The 18,518-nt window shown below is 72.1% G+C and carries 10 protein-coding genes; 4 read left to right on the top strand and 6 right to left on the bottom strand.

Going from position 1 to position 18,518, the window contains the following annotated elements; translation table 11 throughout:
- Positions 1–35 precede the first annotated feature (35 nt).
- Positions 36–3,707, top strand: a complete 3,672-nt coding sequence (locus WME73_RS20295; RefSeq protein WP_437916801.1) for a Kelch repeat-containing protein — start codon at positions 36–38, stop codon at positions 3,705–3,707.
- Positions 3,708–3,952: 245 nt separating this feature from the next.
- Here the strand turns inward: WME73_RS20295 and WME73_RS20290 are convergent, their stop codons facing one another.
- The 4 genes from WME73_RS20290 to WME73_RS20275 all read right to left on the bottom strand — a co-directional run bounded on the left by WME73_RS20290 (position 3,953) and on the right by WME73_RS20275 (position 10,939).
- Entirely contained in the window at positions 3,953–5,845 is a 1,893-nt protein-coding gene (locus tag WME73_RS20290; RefSeq protein WP_437916800.1) for a PEGA domain-containing protein, read from the bottom strand.
- A 36-nt stretch (positions 5,846–5,881) separates the two neighbouring features.
- Entirely contained in the window at positions 5,882–7,681 is a 1,800-nt protein-coding gene (locus WME73_RS20285) for a serine/threonine protein kinase (protein WP_437872986.1), read from the bottom strand.
- A 536-nt stretch (positions 7,682–8,217) separates the two neighbouring features.
- Positions 8,218–8,991 (bottom strand): hypothetical protein, encoded by a 774-nt coding sequence (locus tag WME73_RS20280; protein ID WP_437747062.1) that lies wholly within the window; start codon positions 8,989–8,991, stop codon positions 8,218–8,220.
- Positions 8,992–9,667: 676 nt separating this feature from the next.
- Entirely contained in the window at positions 9,668–10,939 is a 1,272-nt protein-coding gene (locus WME73_RS20275; RefSeq protein WP_437916799.1) for an SUMF1/EgtB/PvdO family nonheme iron enzyme, read from the bottom strand.
- A gap of 115 nt (positions 10,940–11,054) precedes the next feature.
- On the opposite strand from WME73_RS20275, the gene WME73_RS20270 reads away from it, so the two are divergent.
- Complete coding sequence (locus tag WME73_RS20270; RefSeq protein WP_437916798.1) at positions 11,055–12,644, top strand: metallophosphoesterase family protein; 1,590 nt, start codon at positions 11,055–11,057, stop codon at positions 12,642–12,644.
- A gap of 25 nt (positions 12,645–12,669) precedes the next feature.
- Here WME73_RS20270 and WME73_RS20265 read toward each other — a convergent pair whose 3' ends face one another.
- Together WME73_RS20265 and WME73_RS20260 are read right to left on the bottom strand one after the other, a co-directional pair.
- Positions 12,670–13,878, bottom strand: a complete 1,209-nt coding sequence (locus WME73_RS20265) for a glycerate kinase family protein (RefSeq protein ID WP_437916797.1) — start codon at positions 13,876–13,878, stop codon at positions 12,670–12,672.
- On the bottom strand, positions 13,875–15,395 hold the full coding sequence (locus tag WME73_RS20260; protein WP_437916796.1) for an SLC13 family permease: 1,521 nt from the start codon (positions 15,393–15,395) through the stop codon (positions 13,875–13,877). The genes WME73_RS20265 and WME73_RS20260 overlap by 4 nt, the downstream gene beginning before the upstream one ends.
- A gap of 445 nt (positions 15,396–15,840) precedes the next feature.
- On the opposite strand from WME73_RS20260, the gene WME73_RS20255 reads away from it, so the two are divergent.
- Entirely contained in the window at positions 15,841–17,061 is a 1,221-nt protein-coding gene (locus WME73_RS20255) for a vWA domain-containing protein (protein WP_437747057.1), read from the top strand.
- A 90-nt stretch (positions 17,062–17,151) separates the two neighbouring features.
- The gene (locus WME73_RS20250) at positions 17,152–18,453 is read left to right on the top strand and encodes a BMP family lipoprotein (protein ID WP_437916795.1); all 1,302 of its coding nucleotides are present in this window, start codon (positions 17,152–17,154) and stop codon (positions 18,451–18,453) included.
- Positions 18,454–18,518 lie beyond the last annotated feature (65 nt).

Genomic DNA, 18,518 nt, shown 5'->3' with positions numbered 1-18,518 from the left:
ACGTCGCGCGCGCCGCGCCGACCACGGAACGACCCTTGCGAAACCACCGCGTGCTGCGACTCGGCTTCAGGCTGCGAACGGCTGCGCTGCTCTCTGCGTGCGCCATTCTCCCCCAGGTCCTTGGCTGCTCCGACGAGGGCGCCTCGCGCCGCTCGCCTCCGTCCAGCCCCGGGTCGCCTCAGGCGGCGCCGCCCGGAGCGCGCGCCCGCATCGCCGCGATCCGCGCGCGCTTCGCCGACGCCATCGCCCCTGGCCCCGTCAAGATCGTCGCGGCGACTCCGGCCGGCGCCCTGCGCGTGGCAGCCCCGGAGGCCGCCGCGGCGTCCGTCGAGCTCCCGGCGCGCGCCGCCGGTCCGGTGCGCCTCGCCGACGGCGCGTCTCGCGTCTCGATCGCCTTCTCCCTCGTCGACGCCGCCGACGTGCCTGCGGCGGTCGACAGCGGCCTCGTCCTCTACGCAGGCGCGCTGCGCGCCGAAGGCGGCGGCGCCCGCGACGTCCTGCACCGCGTCCTCCCGAACGGCACCGAGGACTTCGTCGTCTTCGAGCAGGAGCCGGTGCGCAAGGAGCTCCGCTACCGGGTCGACGTCACCGCCGTCTCGGGCCTCCGCCTCGTGGAGCGCACGCTCGAGTTCCTCGACGCCGGTGGCTCGCCCCGCCTGCGCGTCGCGCCCCCCTACCTCGTCGACGCGACCGGCGCGCGCGTTCCGGCCTCGCTCTCCGTCGAGGGCTGCTCCGTCGACACGAGCCCTCGCGCCCCGTGGGGCCGGCCGATCACCCCGCCGGGCGCGCCGGCGTGCACGGTGATCGTCGGATGGCAGCCCGCCGGCGTTCGGTACCCGGCGCTCGTCGACCCGCAGTGGATCGCCACGACAAACCAGATGATCACGCCGCGCGCCCGTCACACGGCCACCGTGATCGACCCGGCGAACCCTGCGAGCCCCGTGCTCTTCGCGGGCGGGTTCGACGCGTCCGGGGGCGCTCTCGCGACGGCGGAGCTGTACTTCCCGCTCGACCGCACGTTCGCGAGCACCGATGCGATGGACGTCGCGCGCGGCGCCCACACCGCCACGGCGGTCACGAAGCTCGCCCCGGCGGCGCCGTCGGATCCTGCGCCTCCGCCGCCGGCGGTCGTCGTCGTGGGCGGCAGCAGCCAGCGCACCAGCGGCACGCCGGTCGCTGCCGTCGAGGTCTACAACCCGGCCACCGGCCAGTTCGTCAGGGACGCGGGGGCCTCTCTGGGCCGGTTCAATCACTCGGCCACCCTCCTCGATCCAGGCGAGGTCCTGGTCGCAGGCGGCCTCGCGGATCCGCTCAACCAGCCCACGAGCACCGCTTCCCTCTACACCTTCAGCGCCTTCGGACCGAACGGCGGCGCGCCCGTCACGAGCACGCTCGCCTCCGTGGGCAGCATGGCGACCTCGCGCCACGCCCACACGGCGGTCCGCCTGAAGACGGGGAATGTGCTCGTCGCAGGCGGCTTCGTCCTCTCGGGCGCGGCGCTCACCTCGGCCGAGATCTTCCACGAGGACGAGGGCGTCTTCCGGCCGATCGCCGTCCTCTCGCCCTCAGCGACCCCGATGACGGCGCAGATGAGCGCCCTCCGTGGCTTCCACACGGCGACGCTCATCGACCGTGCGGAGGCGCTGGGCGGTCAGGCGGCGACGACGCTCGATTCAGGCGAGGTGATCCTCGTCGGAGGCACCACCCGGGTCTCCAGTGGCGCCTACGTCCGCACCATCGACATCTACCACGACGGCGTGGCCGATCCGACGAAGCGGGGCTTCGAGCTCCAGCCGACGCCGATCTCCATGGCGAACGCGCGCGCCAACCACACGGCGAGCCTGCTGCCCACCGGCGACGTCCTCATCGCCGGCGGGTTCGACGGCACGACCTCGCTCTCGAGCGCCGCCATCTACGATCCGCTGACCAGGAAGTTCAGCGCCCTCAGCCTGCCGGCCGGCTCGCTCGCACAGGAGGCTCGTCGGGAGCACGCCGCCGTCGTCGTCAACGCCGGCACCGACCGCGTCGCAGGCCGGGCGGTGCTCGTCGCGGGCGGCATCGGGGCCACGAGCGCGCAGCCGCTCGCCAGCGCGCAGCTGCTCATCAAGGCGAACGGCGAGGCGTGTGCGCACGATCAGGAGTGTGCATCAGGGCATTGCTCCGACACGGAGAACGTCTGCTGCAACGAGGCGTGCGACCAGGAGTGCTTCTCGTGCACGGCGTCGGGCAAGGGGACGGGCAGCGATGGCGCCTGTGGTCCTGCGAAGCTCGACACGGAGCTCCCCGTCGTTTGCGTCAACCAGATCGAAGTGCACAACCGCTGCGATGGCCAGGGGCGCGCGCTGGCTCATGAATCCACGAAGGACTGCAAGCCCGGCCGCTGCGGCAGCAACAACAGGTGCATCCTCTATTGCCTGGACGACTGCGGTTGCGACGAGAGCGGCTGGTGCGACGTCGGCGTCGGCGATCCGGACGCCTGCGGTGAGGCCGGCGGCGCCGGCGGTGCATCGTCCGGAACGGGTGGTGGTGCTGCGGGCGGCGCGTCCACCGGCGCGGGTGCAGGCGGCGCAGGCGGCGCGTCCGCTGGGGCAGGTGGCGCGGGCGCCGGCGGCGCAGCCGCTGGATCGGGTGGCGCGGGCGGTGCGTCCGCCGGATCGGGTGGCGCGGGCGCAGGCGGCGCAGCCGCTGGATCGGGTGGCGCTGGTGCCGGCGGTGCAGGCGGCGCGTCCGCTGGATCGGGTGGCGCGGGCGCCGGCGGCGCAGCCGCTGGATCGGGTGGCGCGGGTGCCGGCGGCGCGTCTGCTGGAGGCAGCGGAGGTGCAGGTGGCGCAGGCGGAGCGTCTGCTGGATCGGGTGGTGCGCCGCCCGGGTCGGGTCTGTGTCTCGATCGACTCGCCAACGGCGCCGAGTGCACGCGTGATCGCCAGTGCGTCTCGGGCCACTGCGTCGACGGTTTCTGCTGCGATTTCCGGTGCGATGGCCAGTGTCAGGCATGCGACGTGGTGAACAACGTCGGCAGGTGCACGAACGTCGGGACGCCTGTCGACCACGAGTCGCCGCACCCCAACGAGGGCGGCACCTTCCTGCGTGAGGCCTGCCCCGGTGAGGGCGCGTGTGCCGGTTACTGCGGCGGCGCCACCGACGCCAAGTGCATGTTCCCCGTGGAAGGGGCGGTCGCGAAGACCTTCACGTGCTCCTGCCCGGACGAGGGCTGCATCGTGGGTCCCGCGACGCTCACGCGCTTCTTCTGCGCAGGAGACGGCCGCGAGAACGAGCCGGTGGTCGAGCGCTGCGGCGGGTTCAAGTGCGCGGACGAGACCGCCTGCAAGACCTCCTGCGCCTCCGACGACGACTGCATCCAGGACTTCGTCTGCCTCGACGGCGTCTGCGCCGACCTCGAGGAGATCGGACCGCGCTGCGACGGCGAGCACACGCTCCGATCCCCGGGCGTCGACACGGACTGCACCCCGTACAGCTGCCCGCCGGGCGGCAGCGCCTGCGCCTCACCGTGCAGCTCGGTGGCCGACTGCGTCGATGGCATGGTGTGCAACCTCGCGAACCAGTGCGTCCCGCAGATCGATCCGTCGGAGGTCCCGTCCTGCTCCTGCGGCGTCGTCGGCGCCCCCGCCGAGCGCAATACCGCAGGCCTCTCCGTCCTCGTCGGCGTCGCCGCGGCGCTGGCCGGGCTTCGCCGCCGGCGGCGCTAGAGCGGCGGTCACCCGCTTCGGATACGGGCCCACCTCGGCGTTTTCGGTGCTCAGCGCACCGGAGTGCGCTTGCGCGCCGAAAACGCCGATCTGGGCCCGTCTCCTGTGCGGGAGACCGCCGCTCTGCTGCGGCTCTGGATGGCGCAGAGGGGGGCGGAAACCGCTGTAGACGATCAAGACGCATGCAACGGCGCGCGTCGCGTCGCGGCCGCGCACCGTGGACCGACGCGTCAGCGCGGGTCTCGTCAGAACTGGTAACGCAGGCTCGCCCCAGGCGAGAACATCAAGACGAAATCCCCCATGAGCGACTCCGGCTCGTAGGTGCCGATCCCGTCCGTCGACGCCGACAGCTCGATCGTCCTGTCCCACTTCGGCTTGCTGAGGCCGATCAGCAGCAGCAGCTTCAGGCTGCCGGACACCTCCCACCGCTCTCCGAGCCGCAGGCCGAGCCGCACCTCAGGATCCGCGTAGAAGTAGGTCGCCGAGGCGAAATCGACCACCGGGAACGTGTTGAACCACTCCCCGCCCGTCGTCCTGAACCTGCCGGTCCGCTCATCGCGGACCTCGCCGACGAGCACCCCCGCGCCCAGCCGGAGCAGCGCCGGGAAGCGCTCGCCGAAGTGGTATCCGAACGTCGCGCCGGCAAGGAAGCCGCCCAGGCGGAGCGTGTCGCTCGCCGTGCCGTCGAGCGGATCCCGGTAGCCGACCGGCCTGAGCGTCGCCGAGCGCTCGTCGAGCTGCTGCGCCGCGAACAGGCCGCCGAGCTCGATCCCGACGCCGATCCCCGAGCCGAGCTCGTAACCCCCGTGGACCATGCCGAGCCCGCCGAGGCCGAGCGAGCTGGAGCAACCCGAGTCGCAGCCGTCCGCGATCTCGCCGCCCAGCGTCGGCGCCAGCAGGAACGACGCGCTCACGTCGAGCGTGATCTTCGGCGGCTTGCGCCAGATATCGGCGTCCTCGTCGCGCTCGAGCCCCATGTCGAGGCTCTGGCGCTGGCCCTTCTGCAGCGTCACCGTGCGCGTCCCGGTGACGAACCCGTCGGCCTTCACCTCGACCCGGTGCGTGCCGGCCTTGAGCCGGCCGAGCCAGACGCCGTTGCCCACGTTGACCGAGTTGATCCACACGCTCGCGCCGGGCGGCGTGGGGTCGATCCGCAGCGACGCGTCGAGATCCTCGGCGAGCAGCGACAGCGTCGTGAGCTCCTGCGGCTTCACGGGCGCCGCCGTCGGCTGCGTCCCGAGCTTCCCCGCGCCGCGCAGCGCCACCATGTGATCGCCGACCGACAGCGCGCCGATCCACGGGGTCTGCCCCACGACGACGTTGTCGACGAGCACGTCGACCGTCTTGCCGGCGCGCTCCACCACGCGCAGCCGGCCGGAGCGGGTCAGCCTGCGGAGCTTCGCGTTCACCGTGGCGGTCTGCCCCCCGGCGACGTCGACGCGCGTCTCCACCGGCTCGTAGCCTTCCTTGAAGACGCGGATGACGTGCGCGCCCGCCGCCACGCGGATCGGCTTGACGGGCGGGTACTGCCCGCGCTCCTCGCCGCTCACCACGATGGACGCCCCGGGCTCCGCGTTCGTGATGTCGAGCGTCCCCACGAGCGCCCGCAGCTCGGCGATCTCCCGCTGCGCGGCCGCGCGCTCGGCGGCCGACATCGTGAAATCGCGGAGGAAGGTCTCGAACATCTCGAGCGCCTCGTCGTAGCGCTGGAGCTTGCGCAGCGCGATCGCGGCGTTGTTCGTGGCCACGCGCGTCGGGAAGAGCTTGCGCGAGAGGAGGAACTCCGCGAGCGCAGGGCCCCACGCCTCCTCGCGCAGCAGCGTGAGCCCCTTCTCGAAGTGGAGCCGCGCCACCTGCCGGTCCGTCTCGGAGACGGGCGCCTCCTCGGCCGGCACCGCAGCCCCGGTGGCCGGCGCTGCGCCTTCCCTGGCCGGCGCGCCGGCTTCCGCGGCGGGCGCGGCGCCCTCCTTGACCGGCGTGGCGGCGTCCGTGGCCGGCGGCGCCGGCTGCGCGAGCGCCGGTCCGGCGGCGACCGCGACCGCGACCGCGGCCGAGAGCGCGCGCAGCCGCGGCGCTGCGCGGGGACGCCGAGAGAGAGAGAGAGGACGAGAGCCGCCGCGCCGCGTACGCAGATCCATTCGATCGAGCACCGTACTCAGCCTGTCGTTCCGCTGCTACTTTCCGAACTCGTCGGTGTTGTCGATGATCCCCTTGGGGGTCGTGGGCGCGGGCGGCGGCGCCGGCGGCGCGGTCGAGGCGCTCTTCGCCGACGTCGCAGGACCGCCCTTCCCCGACGTCGGCGTGAGCTCGACCTTCGGCGGCAACGCGCCGGTGTCGGTCACCACGACGTCGGCCATCGCCTCGCCTCCCCCCTTCTTGAAGACGCGCACCCTGTGCACGCTCCCGGGCGGCCCGGTGATATCGAGGATCCCGTTGCGTGTCGTCACGCGCTTGCCCTCGACCTCGACCGAGGCGTCGGCGGGCAGGATGACGACCTGGACGCGCTTCGGCTGCGGCTCGACCGCCGCGACCACCTCCGGCGTCGCGGCCGGCGGCGGCGTCGGGGCCGGGCCGGTCGACGTCGGCGTGGCCGCCGCAGGCGGGAGCGTCTCGACGGTCGCCTTCGCCTCCGGCTGCACGACCGGCTCCGGCGACGGCCGGCTGATGAAGTACACGCCGGCCGCGATGACCGCGGCGGCGAGCGCGGCGCCGGCCACCACCGGCACCCGCGGCACGCCGGGCTGCGTGCCGCGGTGCGACTGCGTGAGCGCCCCCGTCGTCGCAGCGCCAGCGTGGTGGGTGGCCGGAATGATCGCCGCCGCCGGCCCGCTCTGGAGCGGGGGCGGCGCGAACGACGAGTAGCCTCCGCGGTGCTCCTGCGGGACCGCGGGATACCCCCCGCTCTGGTTCGCCTGTGCGGTCGCGGCGTACGCGCCGCTCTGGTTCGCCGGCGAGATCGCGGGGTACCCGCCGCTCTGGTTCGCCGGCGAGGCCGCGGCGTACGCGCCGCCCTGGTTCGCGGGCGGCGCGTTCATCGCGAGCCGCGGCGCGGACTGCCGGTGCACGGCCTCCGGCAGCGGCACGAGCATGCCCTCGTGGATGCCCCAGCCGTACGGAAGGAGCGGCCGGATGGCGCCGAACATCTCCTGCGCGCTCTGGTAGCGCTGCCCGGGGGCTTGCAGGAGGCATCGGTGCACGATCGCCGCGATCTCGGGCGCCACCCACGGGGCGAAATCCTGCACCTGCGGCGGAGGATCCGAGCAGATCGCGATGATCAGCTCACCGAGCGCGGTGATGTGATGGTACGGCGTCCGCCCGGTCAGCAGCTGGTAGAGCACGGCGCCGAGCGACCAGATGTCGGTGCGGTGGTCGATCTCCTTCTGGCCGCGCGCCTGCTCGGGCGACATGTAGAGCGGCGAGCCGATCAGGTTCCCGGTGCGCGTCAGATCGGCGCTCTCGGTCTCGTTCGCCCGGTCCATCTTCACCTTGGCGATCCCGAAATCGAGCAGCTTGACGAGGATCTCGCCGGCGTCGCGGCGCGCGAGGAACAGGTTGTGCGGCTTGATGTCGCGGTGGACGACGCTCGCCTCGTGCGCCTTCTGGAGCCCGATGCACGACTGCGCGACGATGCGCAGCGCGAGGTCGGGCGCGAGCGGGCCGACGCGCTTGATGAGCTCGTGGACGTCCTCGCCCGCGAGGAATTCCATCGCGAGGAACGGCAGGTTCGAGCCGCGATCGACGCCGGCGTCGAGCACCTGGGTGATGTGCTGTGTGTCGATCGCGCCTGCCGCGCGCGCCTCGCGCTGGAAGCGGCTCACGACCTTCGGGTCGCGGGTGAGATCCGCCGAGCTGATCACCTTCACGGCGCAGCGCCGGCCGGTCCCCGTGTGCTCGGCCTCGTAAACCGAGCCCATGGCGCCCTCGCCGAGGAGCTTGCGAATCTGATATTTGCCGTCGATGATCGTGCCGATCACAGCGTTAGCGCCACTCTAAGGGATCGCTCGCGGCGTAGCAACGCCCGTGAAGGCGGCGCATGCCGCCGGCGCGGACTCGCTGGACTCGGGTGTAATTTCGCGGGCCGCGTCGCGCTCCCGCGGCGCAACGCGTCTCACCTCACCATCATCGCCGGCCATCCACCATCCCGCGCGAGCCGCGGGGGCACGGTCGCGTGGCGCCGTCCCCCCTGCGTCCGCGACCCGCGCTGGCGGCGACGACCTCACCTCACATGGGTCGCCCCCGCCGGCGCGGGCCCAGCCTCTGCCATTGCAGCCGTTCGAGCGCTGCCGTCACGTCCCCGCCGTCCGCTGGCCGCCGGGGTGGTGAGCCCGAGGCGGCGCTGGCGGAGCTCGCGCGGGAGAGCGGCGACGATGGGCCGACCCGAGATCGGCCATCGAGCGCGAGCGACTCACGCTCTCCCGTGGCGGCCTGCGCGCGGCGCCGGGCTTGTTTCCTCCGAGCCCCGCGCCCTCTCAGCGGCCGGCGCTAGCGGCCGAGGCCCGAGGCCCCGTAGTTACCAGCCGAGCCCGCTGTTGTTGCCGCCGCAGCTCCCCCCGCCACCGCAGCAGCCCCCCGAGAACCCGCCACCGCCACCGCAGGGGCTGCCCGCAAACCCGCTACCGCCACCGCAGGGGCTGCCCGCAAACCCGCCACCGAAGGAGCCCGGCGCGAACCCGCCACCGCAGGGGCCGGCCGAGAACCCGCCGTTGAACGGGCCGCCGATGCCCGGATTGCAGGGGTTGTGCGGCGGCCGGTTGCAGCAGCAGGGGGGAGCGAAGTTGTTGCACGGGTTGCACGGGAAGCAGTCGGGAACGAACGTGGTGCAACTCGACGAGATGATCGCGGCGGGCACGCCGAAGCCGCCGAAGCCGCCGAAGCCGCCGAAGCCGCCGAACGGCATCCCGCCCACACCCGGCACGCCACCGACGCCCGGCACGCCCGCGGGTCCCTGGCCGACAGGCCCCTGGCCGACAGGCCCCTGCCCCATCTGGCCGATCGGCGCCTGCAGGCCGGGGCTCGCCGGTCCCTGCACGCCGACCGGCGCCTGGCCGAGGTCCATGGGGCCCTGCGCGCCGATGGGCCCGCCCTTGCCACCGTACGGCTCCTGATACCCGCCCCTCGCAGACGCGCCGGCCTCGAGCGCCTCGGCGGTCGAATCGACCAGCTCGACCTCGTCGACGCCGGCCTCGTCGAGATCCGCGTCGTCCGCTGCATCGATGGCGCACCCCGTGCCCAGCGCCGCCATCACCATCGCGAGCCCCAGCACCTTGCCATGAATCGAGAGCATGTGTTGTCCTCCTCAATATCCCGTGATGGCCGGAAGGTCCGAGCCACCTTGGGCTCATCGAAGAGCAGGGTGTGTGCCTCAGCCCTCGTGTGCAGACACTGCCGCTGCGAGCTCGTGTCACCGGCCTTGGCGCGTCCGCAAAAAGGCATTCTCTGGATCGACGCCGGCCTTGGTTTTCCGGGTTCTCAACGCGGAGACCGGCGGGACGGCCCCCGATCGGAGGGCGTATCGCGCGCGGGCCGCGCGCCCCATGCTGGAGATGACGAACTCAACGCCTCGGCGCCGGGTGCCGCGCGCAGCGCGCAGCGCCTCTCTCGCGGGCTTTCGAGCAGGTCACCTGCGCTCCCGCCCGCACCGCGGCCGTCGTGAACGAGAGCCGTCGAGCCCCGCTCGAGGCCCGCTGGCGACGGCGCGCGGCGCCTCCCCGCCGCTCGTCTGACCGGGCCGCAACCCGCTCGCGACGTCGGACCCTCTGCGCCTGACGTGCTCAGGCTGCGCCGTTTGTGCCCCAACGGAGGCACGACACGAATCAATCGCCTCGGGCCGTAATCGTCTGCCTCCGCCACCGCAACTTCGCGGCGGGCGCTCGAAACGAGCCGCGTCGGCGAGATCCTGCGCCAATGGACCACCCGATGCGCGCACGTGGGCTCATGTGGTCAAATCTATGTGGATGGATTCACCTGGCGCCCTGGTGGTCGACGCCCTCGTCTCGCTCGGCGCCGTCCGGCGGCGTGATGTCCGTGCAGCAGCGGAATCCAAGGTGGTAGTTCGCGTGGCTGCCCCTGCTCATGAGGCGCGTCGCGTGCCAGTCGGGGGCGCGAAAGCGGCAGTCGTCGGCGTGGACCTCCATCGACGAGAACGCGAACCAGCTGCCCTTCATCTCGGTGAAGCCACGATCGCCGTGCCGCGCGAGCTCCTCGGGCAGGATGGGCAGGCTCATGTGCTCGGCCACGTTGCCGTGCAGATCGAAGACACCGAGGCTGCTCCGGCATGCGGGGAACGCGCCGGCCGGATACGTGTTGGAGCCGCAGCGGTCCCACCCGCCGCCTGGACAGCCCGGCGTGCGGGAGCTCCCCGTCCCGCAGAGCGCGTGGTTCTTCGCGGGGCCGTAGCTCCACACCTTCTCGCGCAGGAGGTTGTGGTGCCAGCTCGCCTCGTTCCGGGGGCGCGCCCATTCGTACTCGACGTCCGGATCCCGGAGGGCGCCGGCGCACGCCCCCTCCCACTCGTGCGCGTCGCAGATCCGTTTCCCGACCGCCCTGCACAGGAGCGCCACCTCGCGGGCCCGGACGTGCACCACGGGGTACTCGCAGGGCACGTTCGGGAACTCGAGCTGATCGATGCACGCGGGGGCGTCCGCCGCGGTCTGACCGCGCGTGGGATCGAAGAGCGGCACCATCCCCGGCGCGCCGCAGGCCGGCTCGCGCGCCGGCTCGATGCCCGAGAGCGCTCGAATGCGACGGCACTCGGATCGTGACATCGGGTGCCGCGTCAGCGAGGGGTTGCCCTGGCCGAGCACCGTCGACGCCGCGAAGATCGCCTCGACCTGCCGCATCGCCTCGTCGGGGAGCGCGAGCTCGCGCCGCATCCGCGCGAACAGCCGGAGGCGCTGCTCTTCCAGCGTGCCGGGCTCGGCGTCCTCGTCATCCGCCGTGAGCGTCACGCGCTCTGGTGGCGCCGTCGGCGCGCGCTCCGGCAGCGCGCTCGCCACGAGCGGCGCCGCGCTGCGCGCCGCCGTCGCGGGCGCCCCGGTCCACACGGCCACGGCCGCGCTGGTCCACACGGCCGCCCCCGCGCCGGCAGCGCCCGCGGCGACGAGGGCCGCGGCCCTGCCACGCCGGCGCGCAGGCGCCGCGCGCGCGCCGGTCGAGAGCGCCGGTGGCGGGCCGCTCGACGCGGGTGATCGCAGGGCGCAGGCCGGCTCTATCGGCGTCTCGGTGCAGGACATCAGCGCGCGAGCTCGCGCTTACTGCTACGAGCATCCATCGATTCCGGCAACTTTCGGGGCGCGCGCGGCCCGAGCGGCTCCTTGACGGTACTGCCCGGGGCACGTCAAATGAGGCATGGCGCGAAGGGCGGCCCTCCGAGTCCTCTACCTGGCGCTCTTGCCGGTGCTCGTCCTGCTCGCGCTGGTCATCACCCCGGCCCTCGTCGTCTCCAGCGTTGCGAGCCAAGGCCGCGTGTGGCGGCCGGAGACATGGAAGAAGATCTCCTACGGGAGCCGCTACTTCCGCTCGTCGTTCCGGGGGAGGCTCGGCGAGGTCGTCGACGTCATCGACGTCGTCCGCGATCGCCTGATCCTGCTGCTCGTCCTCCTCGCCGCGGCCTGCGGCGCCGGCGGGCTCGCCGTGCACGCCCTCGAGATCGGCGTCCCCGCCTGGCTCTCCGCGTGGCTGGACGGGTCGTTCCTCTCCTTCCTCGCGTCCTGGTTCCCCGCGGGCGGCAGGCTCTCCGTCGGCGGCGGGGCCGCGCTCGTCCTGGCCGTGTGCACGGCGCTCGCCGCGCTCGCGCTCGGGCTCTCGCTCTATGCCTGGCTCGCGTCCGCCCTGGGCGAGGCGACCCGCGTGATCCTGCGGTATGGCGGCGCGGCGACGCTCTTCCCCGATCCTGGCGACGCGATCCCCGGCGGGCGGCTCGTCCTCTGCCAGATCTCCGATCTCCACATCACGGCGGGCGGCCGCGAGCCCTACGAGATCGAGGAGGGCTCCGCCGCGTGGCCGGAAGGGGCCCCTCGCCCCGACACCGCCGAGCTGACAGGCCGCCTCCAGCGGCTCGTGGCGGAGATCGCCGCCCTGAAGCCGCCGCTCGTCGCGCTGACGGGCGACATGACCGATCTCGGGGAAGAGGCGCAGTGGGACGAGCTCGAGGCGGCGCTCTCCGGCATCCCGGCCTCCTCGCAGGTGCTCATGGTGCCCGGCAACCACGATGTCGCCATCAACCTCGGCACGTCGCCTGACCCGTACCTCACGAAGCGGGCGGAGCGCGAGCAGCGCTTCATCGAGGTGCTCACCCGCGTGGAGCGCGGCCCCTTCCAGCCTCCCCTTCACGTCCCGGCCCGCAAGCGCGCGCGGCGGCGGCTGCGCGCGATCGCCGGCCTGTATCCGAGGCGGCTCGATCTCGGGGGCGGTATCCGGATCTTCGGACTCAACTCCAACCGTTACAGGTCGCGGTTCGTGGGGTCGAACGCGATCGGGCAGATCGGCGGCGCTCAGCTGCGTCGCCTCGCCCGCGCGCTCCGGCGGGGGTCCGGCCCGGTCGTCGTGCTGCTCCACCACCACGTGGCGCGCCTCGCGGGGCCGATCTCGCTCAACGACACGTTCATGATCGCCATGGATGGCCCGCGCCTCCTCGAGATGCTCGCGGCGTACCAGCAGAAGAACCCGAAGAAGAACAGCGCCCTCGTGCTCCACGGGCACAAGCACCTCGCGTTCTTCGGCCACTACCGCTCGAAGAGCGGCGGTCGCGTCAGCGTGTACGCGCACCCCTCCTCGACGCTCGGCCACGAGACCGACGGCCACCTCGACGGCGTCGCCAGGTTCGCGGCGATCCGCCTGACGGACGACGGCATCTGGCGCGTCGAGACCCACCCGCTCCGCCCCGCGCGCTCTGCCGCGCCCGCGCCGCCGGCCCCAGCCGAGGCCGAGGTGTCTTGACCGGACCGACCCGACCCAGGTCGGGTCAGCCCGCCCGCGCGCGTGGACGCGGATGCCCGCGCGCCTTGCGGAGCCCGGGGAGACCTCGACCGATGAGGATGTAGCGCAGCGCGTTCTCGGCCGCGTTCGCGATCAGGAAGGGTGCACGATCCATGGCCTCGGACAGCGTGCATGGAGCCTCGAGGATCGACGAGAACGAGTCGATGCCGCACGCGTAGTTCACGCGCGCATCCTCGTCGATGGTCCCTGCCAGAGCGATGACCGGCAGCCTGAAGTGCTTTGCGCGTCTGGCCAGCTCCGCCGGCATCTTGCCGCGCGAGGTCCGGGCGTCGAGCCCCCCCTCCGCGGTGACGACGAGATCGGCGTCGCGCAGGAGGCCGTCCAGGTCCAGGTAGCGGACGAGGACATCGTAGCGAGGCAAGAGCGTCGCCTCCAGCAGGGCATGAAGCCCCGCGCCGAGGCCTCCGGAGGCGCCTCCTCCCGCCATGGTTCTCACGTCCACGCCCACGTCGCGCGCGATGATGGCGGCATAGCGCTCCAGGGCCGCCTCCAGCCGCGCGACCATCTCCGGCGAGGCGCCCTTCTGCGGGCCGAACACGCGCGCCACGCCGCCAGGACCGCAGAGGACGTTGCGCCAGTTGCACGCCACCTCGATCTGCACGCGGGGAATGCGGGAGTCCCTGCCCGAGAGATCGATGCGGTCGAGCTCCAGCAGCGCTCCTCCTCCCGCTCCGATCTCGATCCCCGCCGCGTTCAGCAGGCGGATGCCCAGCGCCTGGGCCATGCCCGCCCCGCCGTCGTTGGTGCCGGAGTCGCCGCAGCCGATGAGCAGCCGTTCCGCGCCCGCGTCGAGCGCGGCGCGGATCAGCTCGCCGACGCCGCGTGTCGTTGTGGCCATCGGGTTGCGCGCGTGAGGCGGGACGAGGCGGAGCCCGGCGGCAGCGGCCATCTCGAGCACCGCCGTCCGTGGTCCGGCGCCGCCGAGGAAGCCGAAATGGGACGCGACAGGCCGGCCCAGCGGACCTGTCACGATCGCGGGGTGCAAGGAGCCGCCCGTCGCCTTGACCAGCGCCCGGGTGAAGCCCTCGCCGCCGTCCGTGAGCGGCGCCTTCAGGAGGCGCGCTTCCGGCAGCGCGCGCCGGATGCCCGTCGCGATGGCCTCGGCGACCTGCTCCGCATCCAGGCATTCCTTGAAGCCCGACGGAGCGATCAGGATGCGCAGGGGACTCGTCATGGCGCGAGCCCCATCCAGCGCCAGTAGGTGAAGTAAAAGACGGCGATCGACGCCAGGTGGATCGGGAGCAGGACGGCGCTGAGGAGCAGGAGATCCGCCGGGCGGAACGTCTCTCCGTCGAGCCCCTGGAACATCAGGAGCGCCTTGGAGCTCACCGGGAACGTCAGGCAGTAATCGATGCCGACCGTGCCGATGAAGATGACCGCCGCGGGGTCGAGAGCGCGATCGGCGGCGAGCTGCAGCAAGACGGGGCCGAGCGCGACGATGCGAGCGACGTGGGAGGTGAGGTAGAGATGGGACGTCAGCGACATCACGCCGACCGCCACGACGAAGAACAGGCGCCCTCTGGCGCTCTCGATACCGCTGTTGCGGAGCAGCGCCTGAAAGAGCCAGCCGGATGCGCCCGTGTCGATCAGCGCTCCTCCCAGGACGAGCGCTGCTCCGACGAAGAGGAGGAGGTTCCAGTCGACCGCCTTCACGCCTTCCTTCCAGCGGAGCGCGCTGCCAGGCGCCGTGAGCACGAGCGCGCCGGCCAGCGTGACCGTGGCGCTCTCGTAGCCGTGCCACCGCTCCGAGAGCCAGAGCACGACCATCGTCGCGCCGACGGCCAGGGTGATCCGCTCCGATCGCGACAAGGAGCCTCGAGGGCGCCGGGGAACCCGGATGCATCGCCCGCGGCGCTCGCCATCGAGGAAGAGCGCCATGATGACCGCGCAGGCGGCGCCGCTGGCCACCATGCCGAACGGCATCCCGTAGAGGATCCACTCGCCGAAGGACAGCCGACGGCCGGTGACCTGGCTCAGCAGCTGGTTCGCCACGAGGTGAGACCCCGCGCCGACCAGCGAGCCGATGGTGCTGACCAGGATCACGGTGGGGAACAGCAGCGCGAGGGCACGGGTGATGCGCGGATCCTCCGTGATGGAAGAGATGCTGCGGAAGATGGGAATGGCGATCAAGGCACGGCCGGAGACCGACGGGACGAAGAGCGACGACGGGATGAGCACGGCCGTCAAGCACCAGAACAGGCCGCGCACGGTGCGAGCGCGCTCGACCACGCGCTGCGCCAGCCGCATCGCCAGGCCGGACTGCTCGACTGCGCCACCCAGGATGAACGCGCCTATCATCAACCAGATGACGTCGGACGCGAGGGAGTCGAAGAGCCGTTCCTGGGGGCTGACGCCGGTCAGGAGGAGCAGCAGCGCCGCGCCGAGCCCGACGTACGCCACGTCGAGCGACGTGGTCGACCAGAGGATGATCGCCAGCAGCACGGCGAAGAGCGCGATCCGGGCGGGCGCCGGCAACGTCGCCGGCAGGACGACGGCGATCCCCGCAGCGATCGTCAGCGAGAGGGGCAGGACGACGCGAACCCGATCGGCCGGGCGTGGCGGGGCCGGCCGCGAGGGCGGCGGGCGGACGGCCACGGCATTGCTGTCATCCGCGGCGCTTTCGAGGTCGGGCGCGTCATCATGATCTGCGTCGCTCGAAGACATGAAGATCGCCCGCTTGGAGGAAGGCATAGTCCGTGCCCCATCCTGCAACCGTGCGGACGAGACAGGCTGCTCGCAGGCCGCGATCACGGCCGCGGGTGCGCCCGACCCAAGCCCGGCGCGGCGCCGTCCACGTTCGGCGCCAAGGTCCGCCTCGTCGACAACGTTGCCCACCAGAGCCGGCGCTCTCAGCCCCTTCCATACACCGGGCGTCGCGCACCGAGCTGTGGTGAGAGAGGAGACCACACTTCGAGGAATGCTGGGCCGCGGCAACCCATTGCCGGACCGCGTTGCCGGAAAGCATCATTTCTGATCCGTGCGTCGTCCGGCTGCCATGTTGGTCAGCTATGCTTCCCGGATGACGGACACCGGGAGCGAGCTTCACGGCCGTGTCTGCTCCGGGTGTCTCACGCAGAATCGACGGCTTTGGCGCCGGCGACACGCGCCCGGCCGCGCTTCATGGAGGGTTCGACTTATGAGATTGCCCACGATGGCCATTGTGTTGCTGACAGTGGGTGCGATCGGCGTTGGATGTGGGGGCAATGGCGCCAGCGACGGCGACGGGAGCTCGCAGAGCGGCGGCCCGGGGAGCGGGGGCTCTGGCCAGGGGAGCTCCCAGAGCACGAGCGGCGATTTCGGATCGGGCGGTCCGGGCGCAAGCGGCTCCTCGGGGCAAGGCGGCTCCTCGAGCAACGGCAGCTCCTCGGGCCAAGGTGGGGCGTGCGCCACCCAGTCGGCCAGCGCCGACCTCCAGCCCGTGTACCTCGCCTTCGCGTTCGACGTGTCCGGCAGCATGGGCATGGGCGACGAGCCCTGGTACGACAAGGAGCTCAAGTGGGATCCCGTCGTGGCGGCGACGAAGCAGTTCTTCAGTGATCCCCTGTCCGAGGGCATCAACGCGTCGCTCAGGTTCTTTCCGAGCGACGACGAGGACCGCGATGAGAAGTGCTCGGCCGAGACCTACGAGAGACCGGAGGTCCCGATGACGCCGCTGCCCTCTGCGCGCTTCGAGGAGGCGATCACCGCGGTCACCCCGGCCACCAGCGCCGACTGGCGCGGCGGCACGCCGACGCTGTTCGTCATGCAGGGGACGATCTCGTACGTCGAAGACCAGCGGCAGGCCACGCCCGGCAGGTACGCCATCGTCCTCGTCACGGACGGCTATCCTGCGGGCTGCGGCACGGAGGCCAACAGGATCGAGGGCGTGTCGGACGCCGCGGCCGGCGCGCTCGAGGACGGCGTCCCGACGTACGTCATCGGCGTCGACAACCCGCCGATCGAGGGCGCGCCGCACGACCTCGACAACCTGCACCAGATCGCCGACGCGGGCGGGACGGAGCAAGCCTACCTGATCGACACGGGCAATCCCGGGGCGACCTCGGCTGCCTTCAAGGCGGCGATCGACGCGATCCGCGGCGCCTCGGTCTCCTGCACGGTCGAGATCCCGCCCGCTCCCGACGGGCGGAGCTTCGACGCGCAGCGGGTCCGCGTGACGTACCAGAGCGGCGGAGGTAACCCGACGGCGCTCTCCTACGACCAGGAGTGCGCGAGCGAGAACGCCTGGCGTTACGACAGCGCCGCGAACCCGACCCAGATCGTGCTCTGCGACAGCACGTGCGCCACGATCCAGGCGGACCCCGAAGCGGCCCTGGGGGTCGACTTCACCTGCGAAGACGTGATCGTGATACCGCAGTGAAACGCGGACGACGCCCAGCACACCTGCGCTCGGCGTCGTCTGTCTCGGCGGTTCTTGACACCCTGCGACATTCCCGCCCACGATGCCTCGGTGACACCTCACCCGCCGAAGTCGCCCGCGGCCCTCGCTGTCCCGCGCCCCGCTGCCCGCCCGCCCGCCGCCCTCACCATCGCGCTGTCGCTGCTGGCCGGCGCGTGCCAGGGCTCGTCGACGAGCACGAGCCCGCCCTCGGAGAAGACCGCCGGCCCCAGCGCCGCGGCGCCGGCGAGCGCTGCGCCCGCGGCGCAGGCCGCCCCCTACAAGGTCGGCATGGTGCTTGTCGGCCCCTACAACGACAAAGGGTGGAACCAGGCCCATCACGACGGCATCCGGTCGGTGCTCGCCAAGATGCCGGACGTCGGCTTCGAGTATGTCGACAAGGTGAACCCGTCCGACCGCCCGAACGTGAAGGGTTCCCAGGTCGCGGACGATCTCATCTCCCGGGGCGCGCGGTTCGTCGTCTACAACTCCGACGATTACAAGGACGACGCCCTCGAGACCGCGCGCAAGCACCCGGAGGTCACGGTCATCCACATCTCCGGCGATTACGCCTGGAAGGAGGGCAAGAACCACAAGCCCCAGCCGAACCTGGGCAACCTCATGGGGCGTATCGAGACGGCCCAGCACATCGCCGGGTGCGCCGCGGCGCTCGGCACCGAGACGGGCAAGATCGGGGTTGTCGGCCCGCTCGTGAACGACGAGACCCGCCGGCTGGTCACCGCGGCGTACCTCGGCGCGCGGTACTGCTGGGAGAAGTACCAGAAGAAGAAGCCGGAGGACCTCACGTTCAAGGTCACGTGGATCGGCTTCTGGTTCAACATCCCGGGCGTCACCCTCGACCCCACCAAGGTGTCCGACGACTTCATCGGCGGCGGCTTCGACGTGCTGATGACCGGGCTGGACACGCCCGAGGCCGCGCTGCAGGCCAAGAAGGCGAGCGGCGCGGGCAAGAAGGTCAAGTACGTCCATTACGACCACAGGGCCGGCTGCGACCTGGCGCCGGAGATCTGCCTCGGCGTCGCGTACTACAACTGGGCGCCGCTCTACCGCGACGCGATCGAGAAGGCGCGCGCGGGCAAGTACGCGAGCGATTTCGTCTGGCAAGGGCCGGACTTCCGCGACCTGAACGGCGAGTCGTCGGTCGTCGGCTTCGGGCCTGGCGCCGCGCTGGGGGAGGCGCAGGCGCCGCTCGGCGCGTTCGTCATCGAGCTGGCCAACGGGCTCGACCTCTTCAAGGGGCCGCTCAAGTTCCAGGACGGCACCGAGTTCCTGAAGGACGGCGAGGCCGCGACGCCCCAGCAGATCTGGTATCTGCCGCAGCTGGTCCGGGGGATCACCGGGCCGAGCAAGTAGCCGTCTCCGGGCGGTGACCCATGCGGATCGAGATCGAGCGCGTCGCGAAGCGGTTCGGCCCGGTC

The sequence above is a fragment of the Sorangium sp. So ce302 genome, assembly GCF_051530145.1.
Classification (GTDB): Bacteria; Myxococcota_A; Polyangia; order Polyangiales; family Polyangiaceae; genus Sorangium; species Sorangium cellulosum_B.
This window is presented reverse-complemented; position numbering and strand designations above follow the sequence as displayed.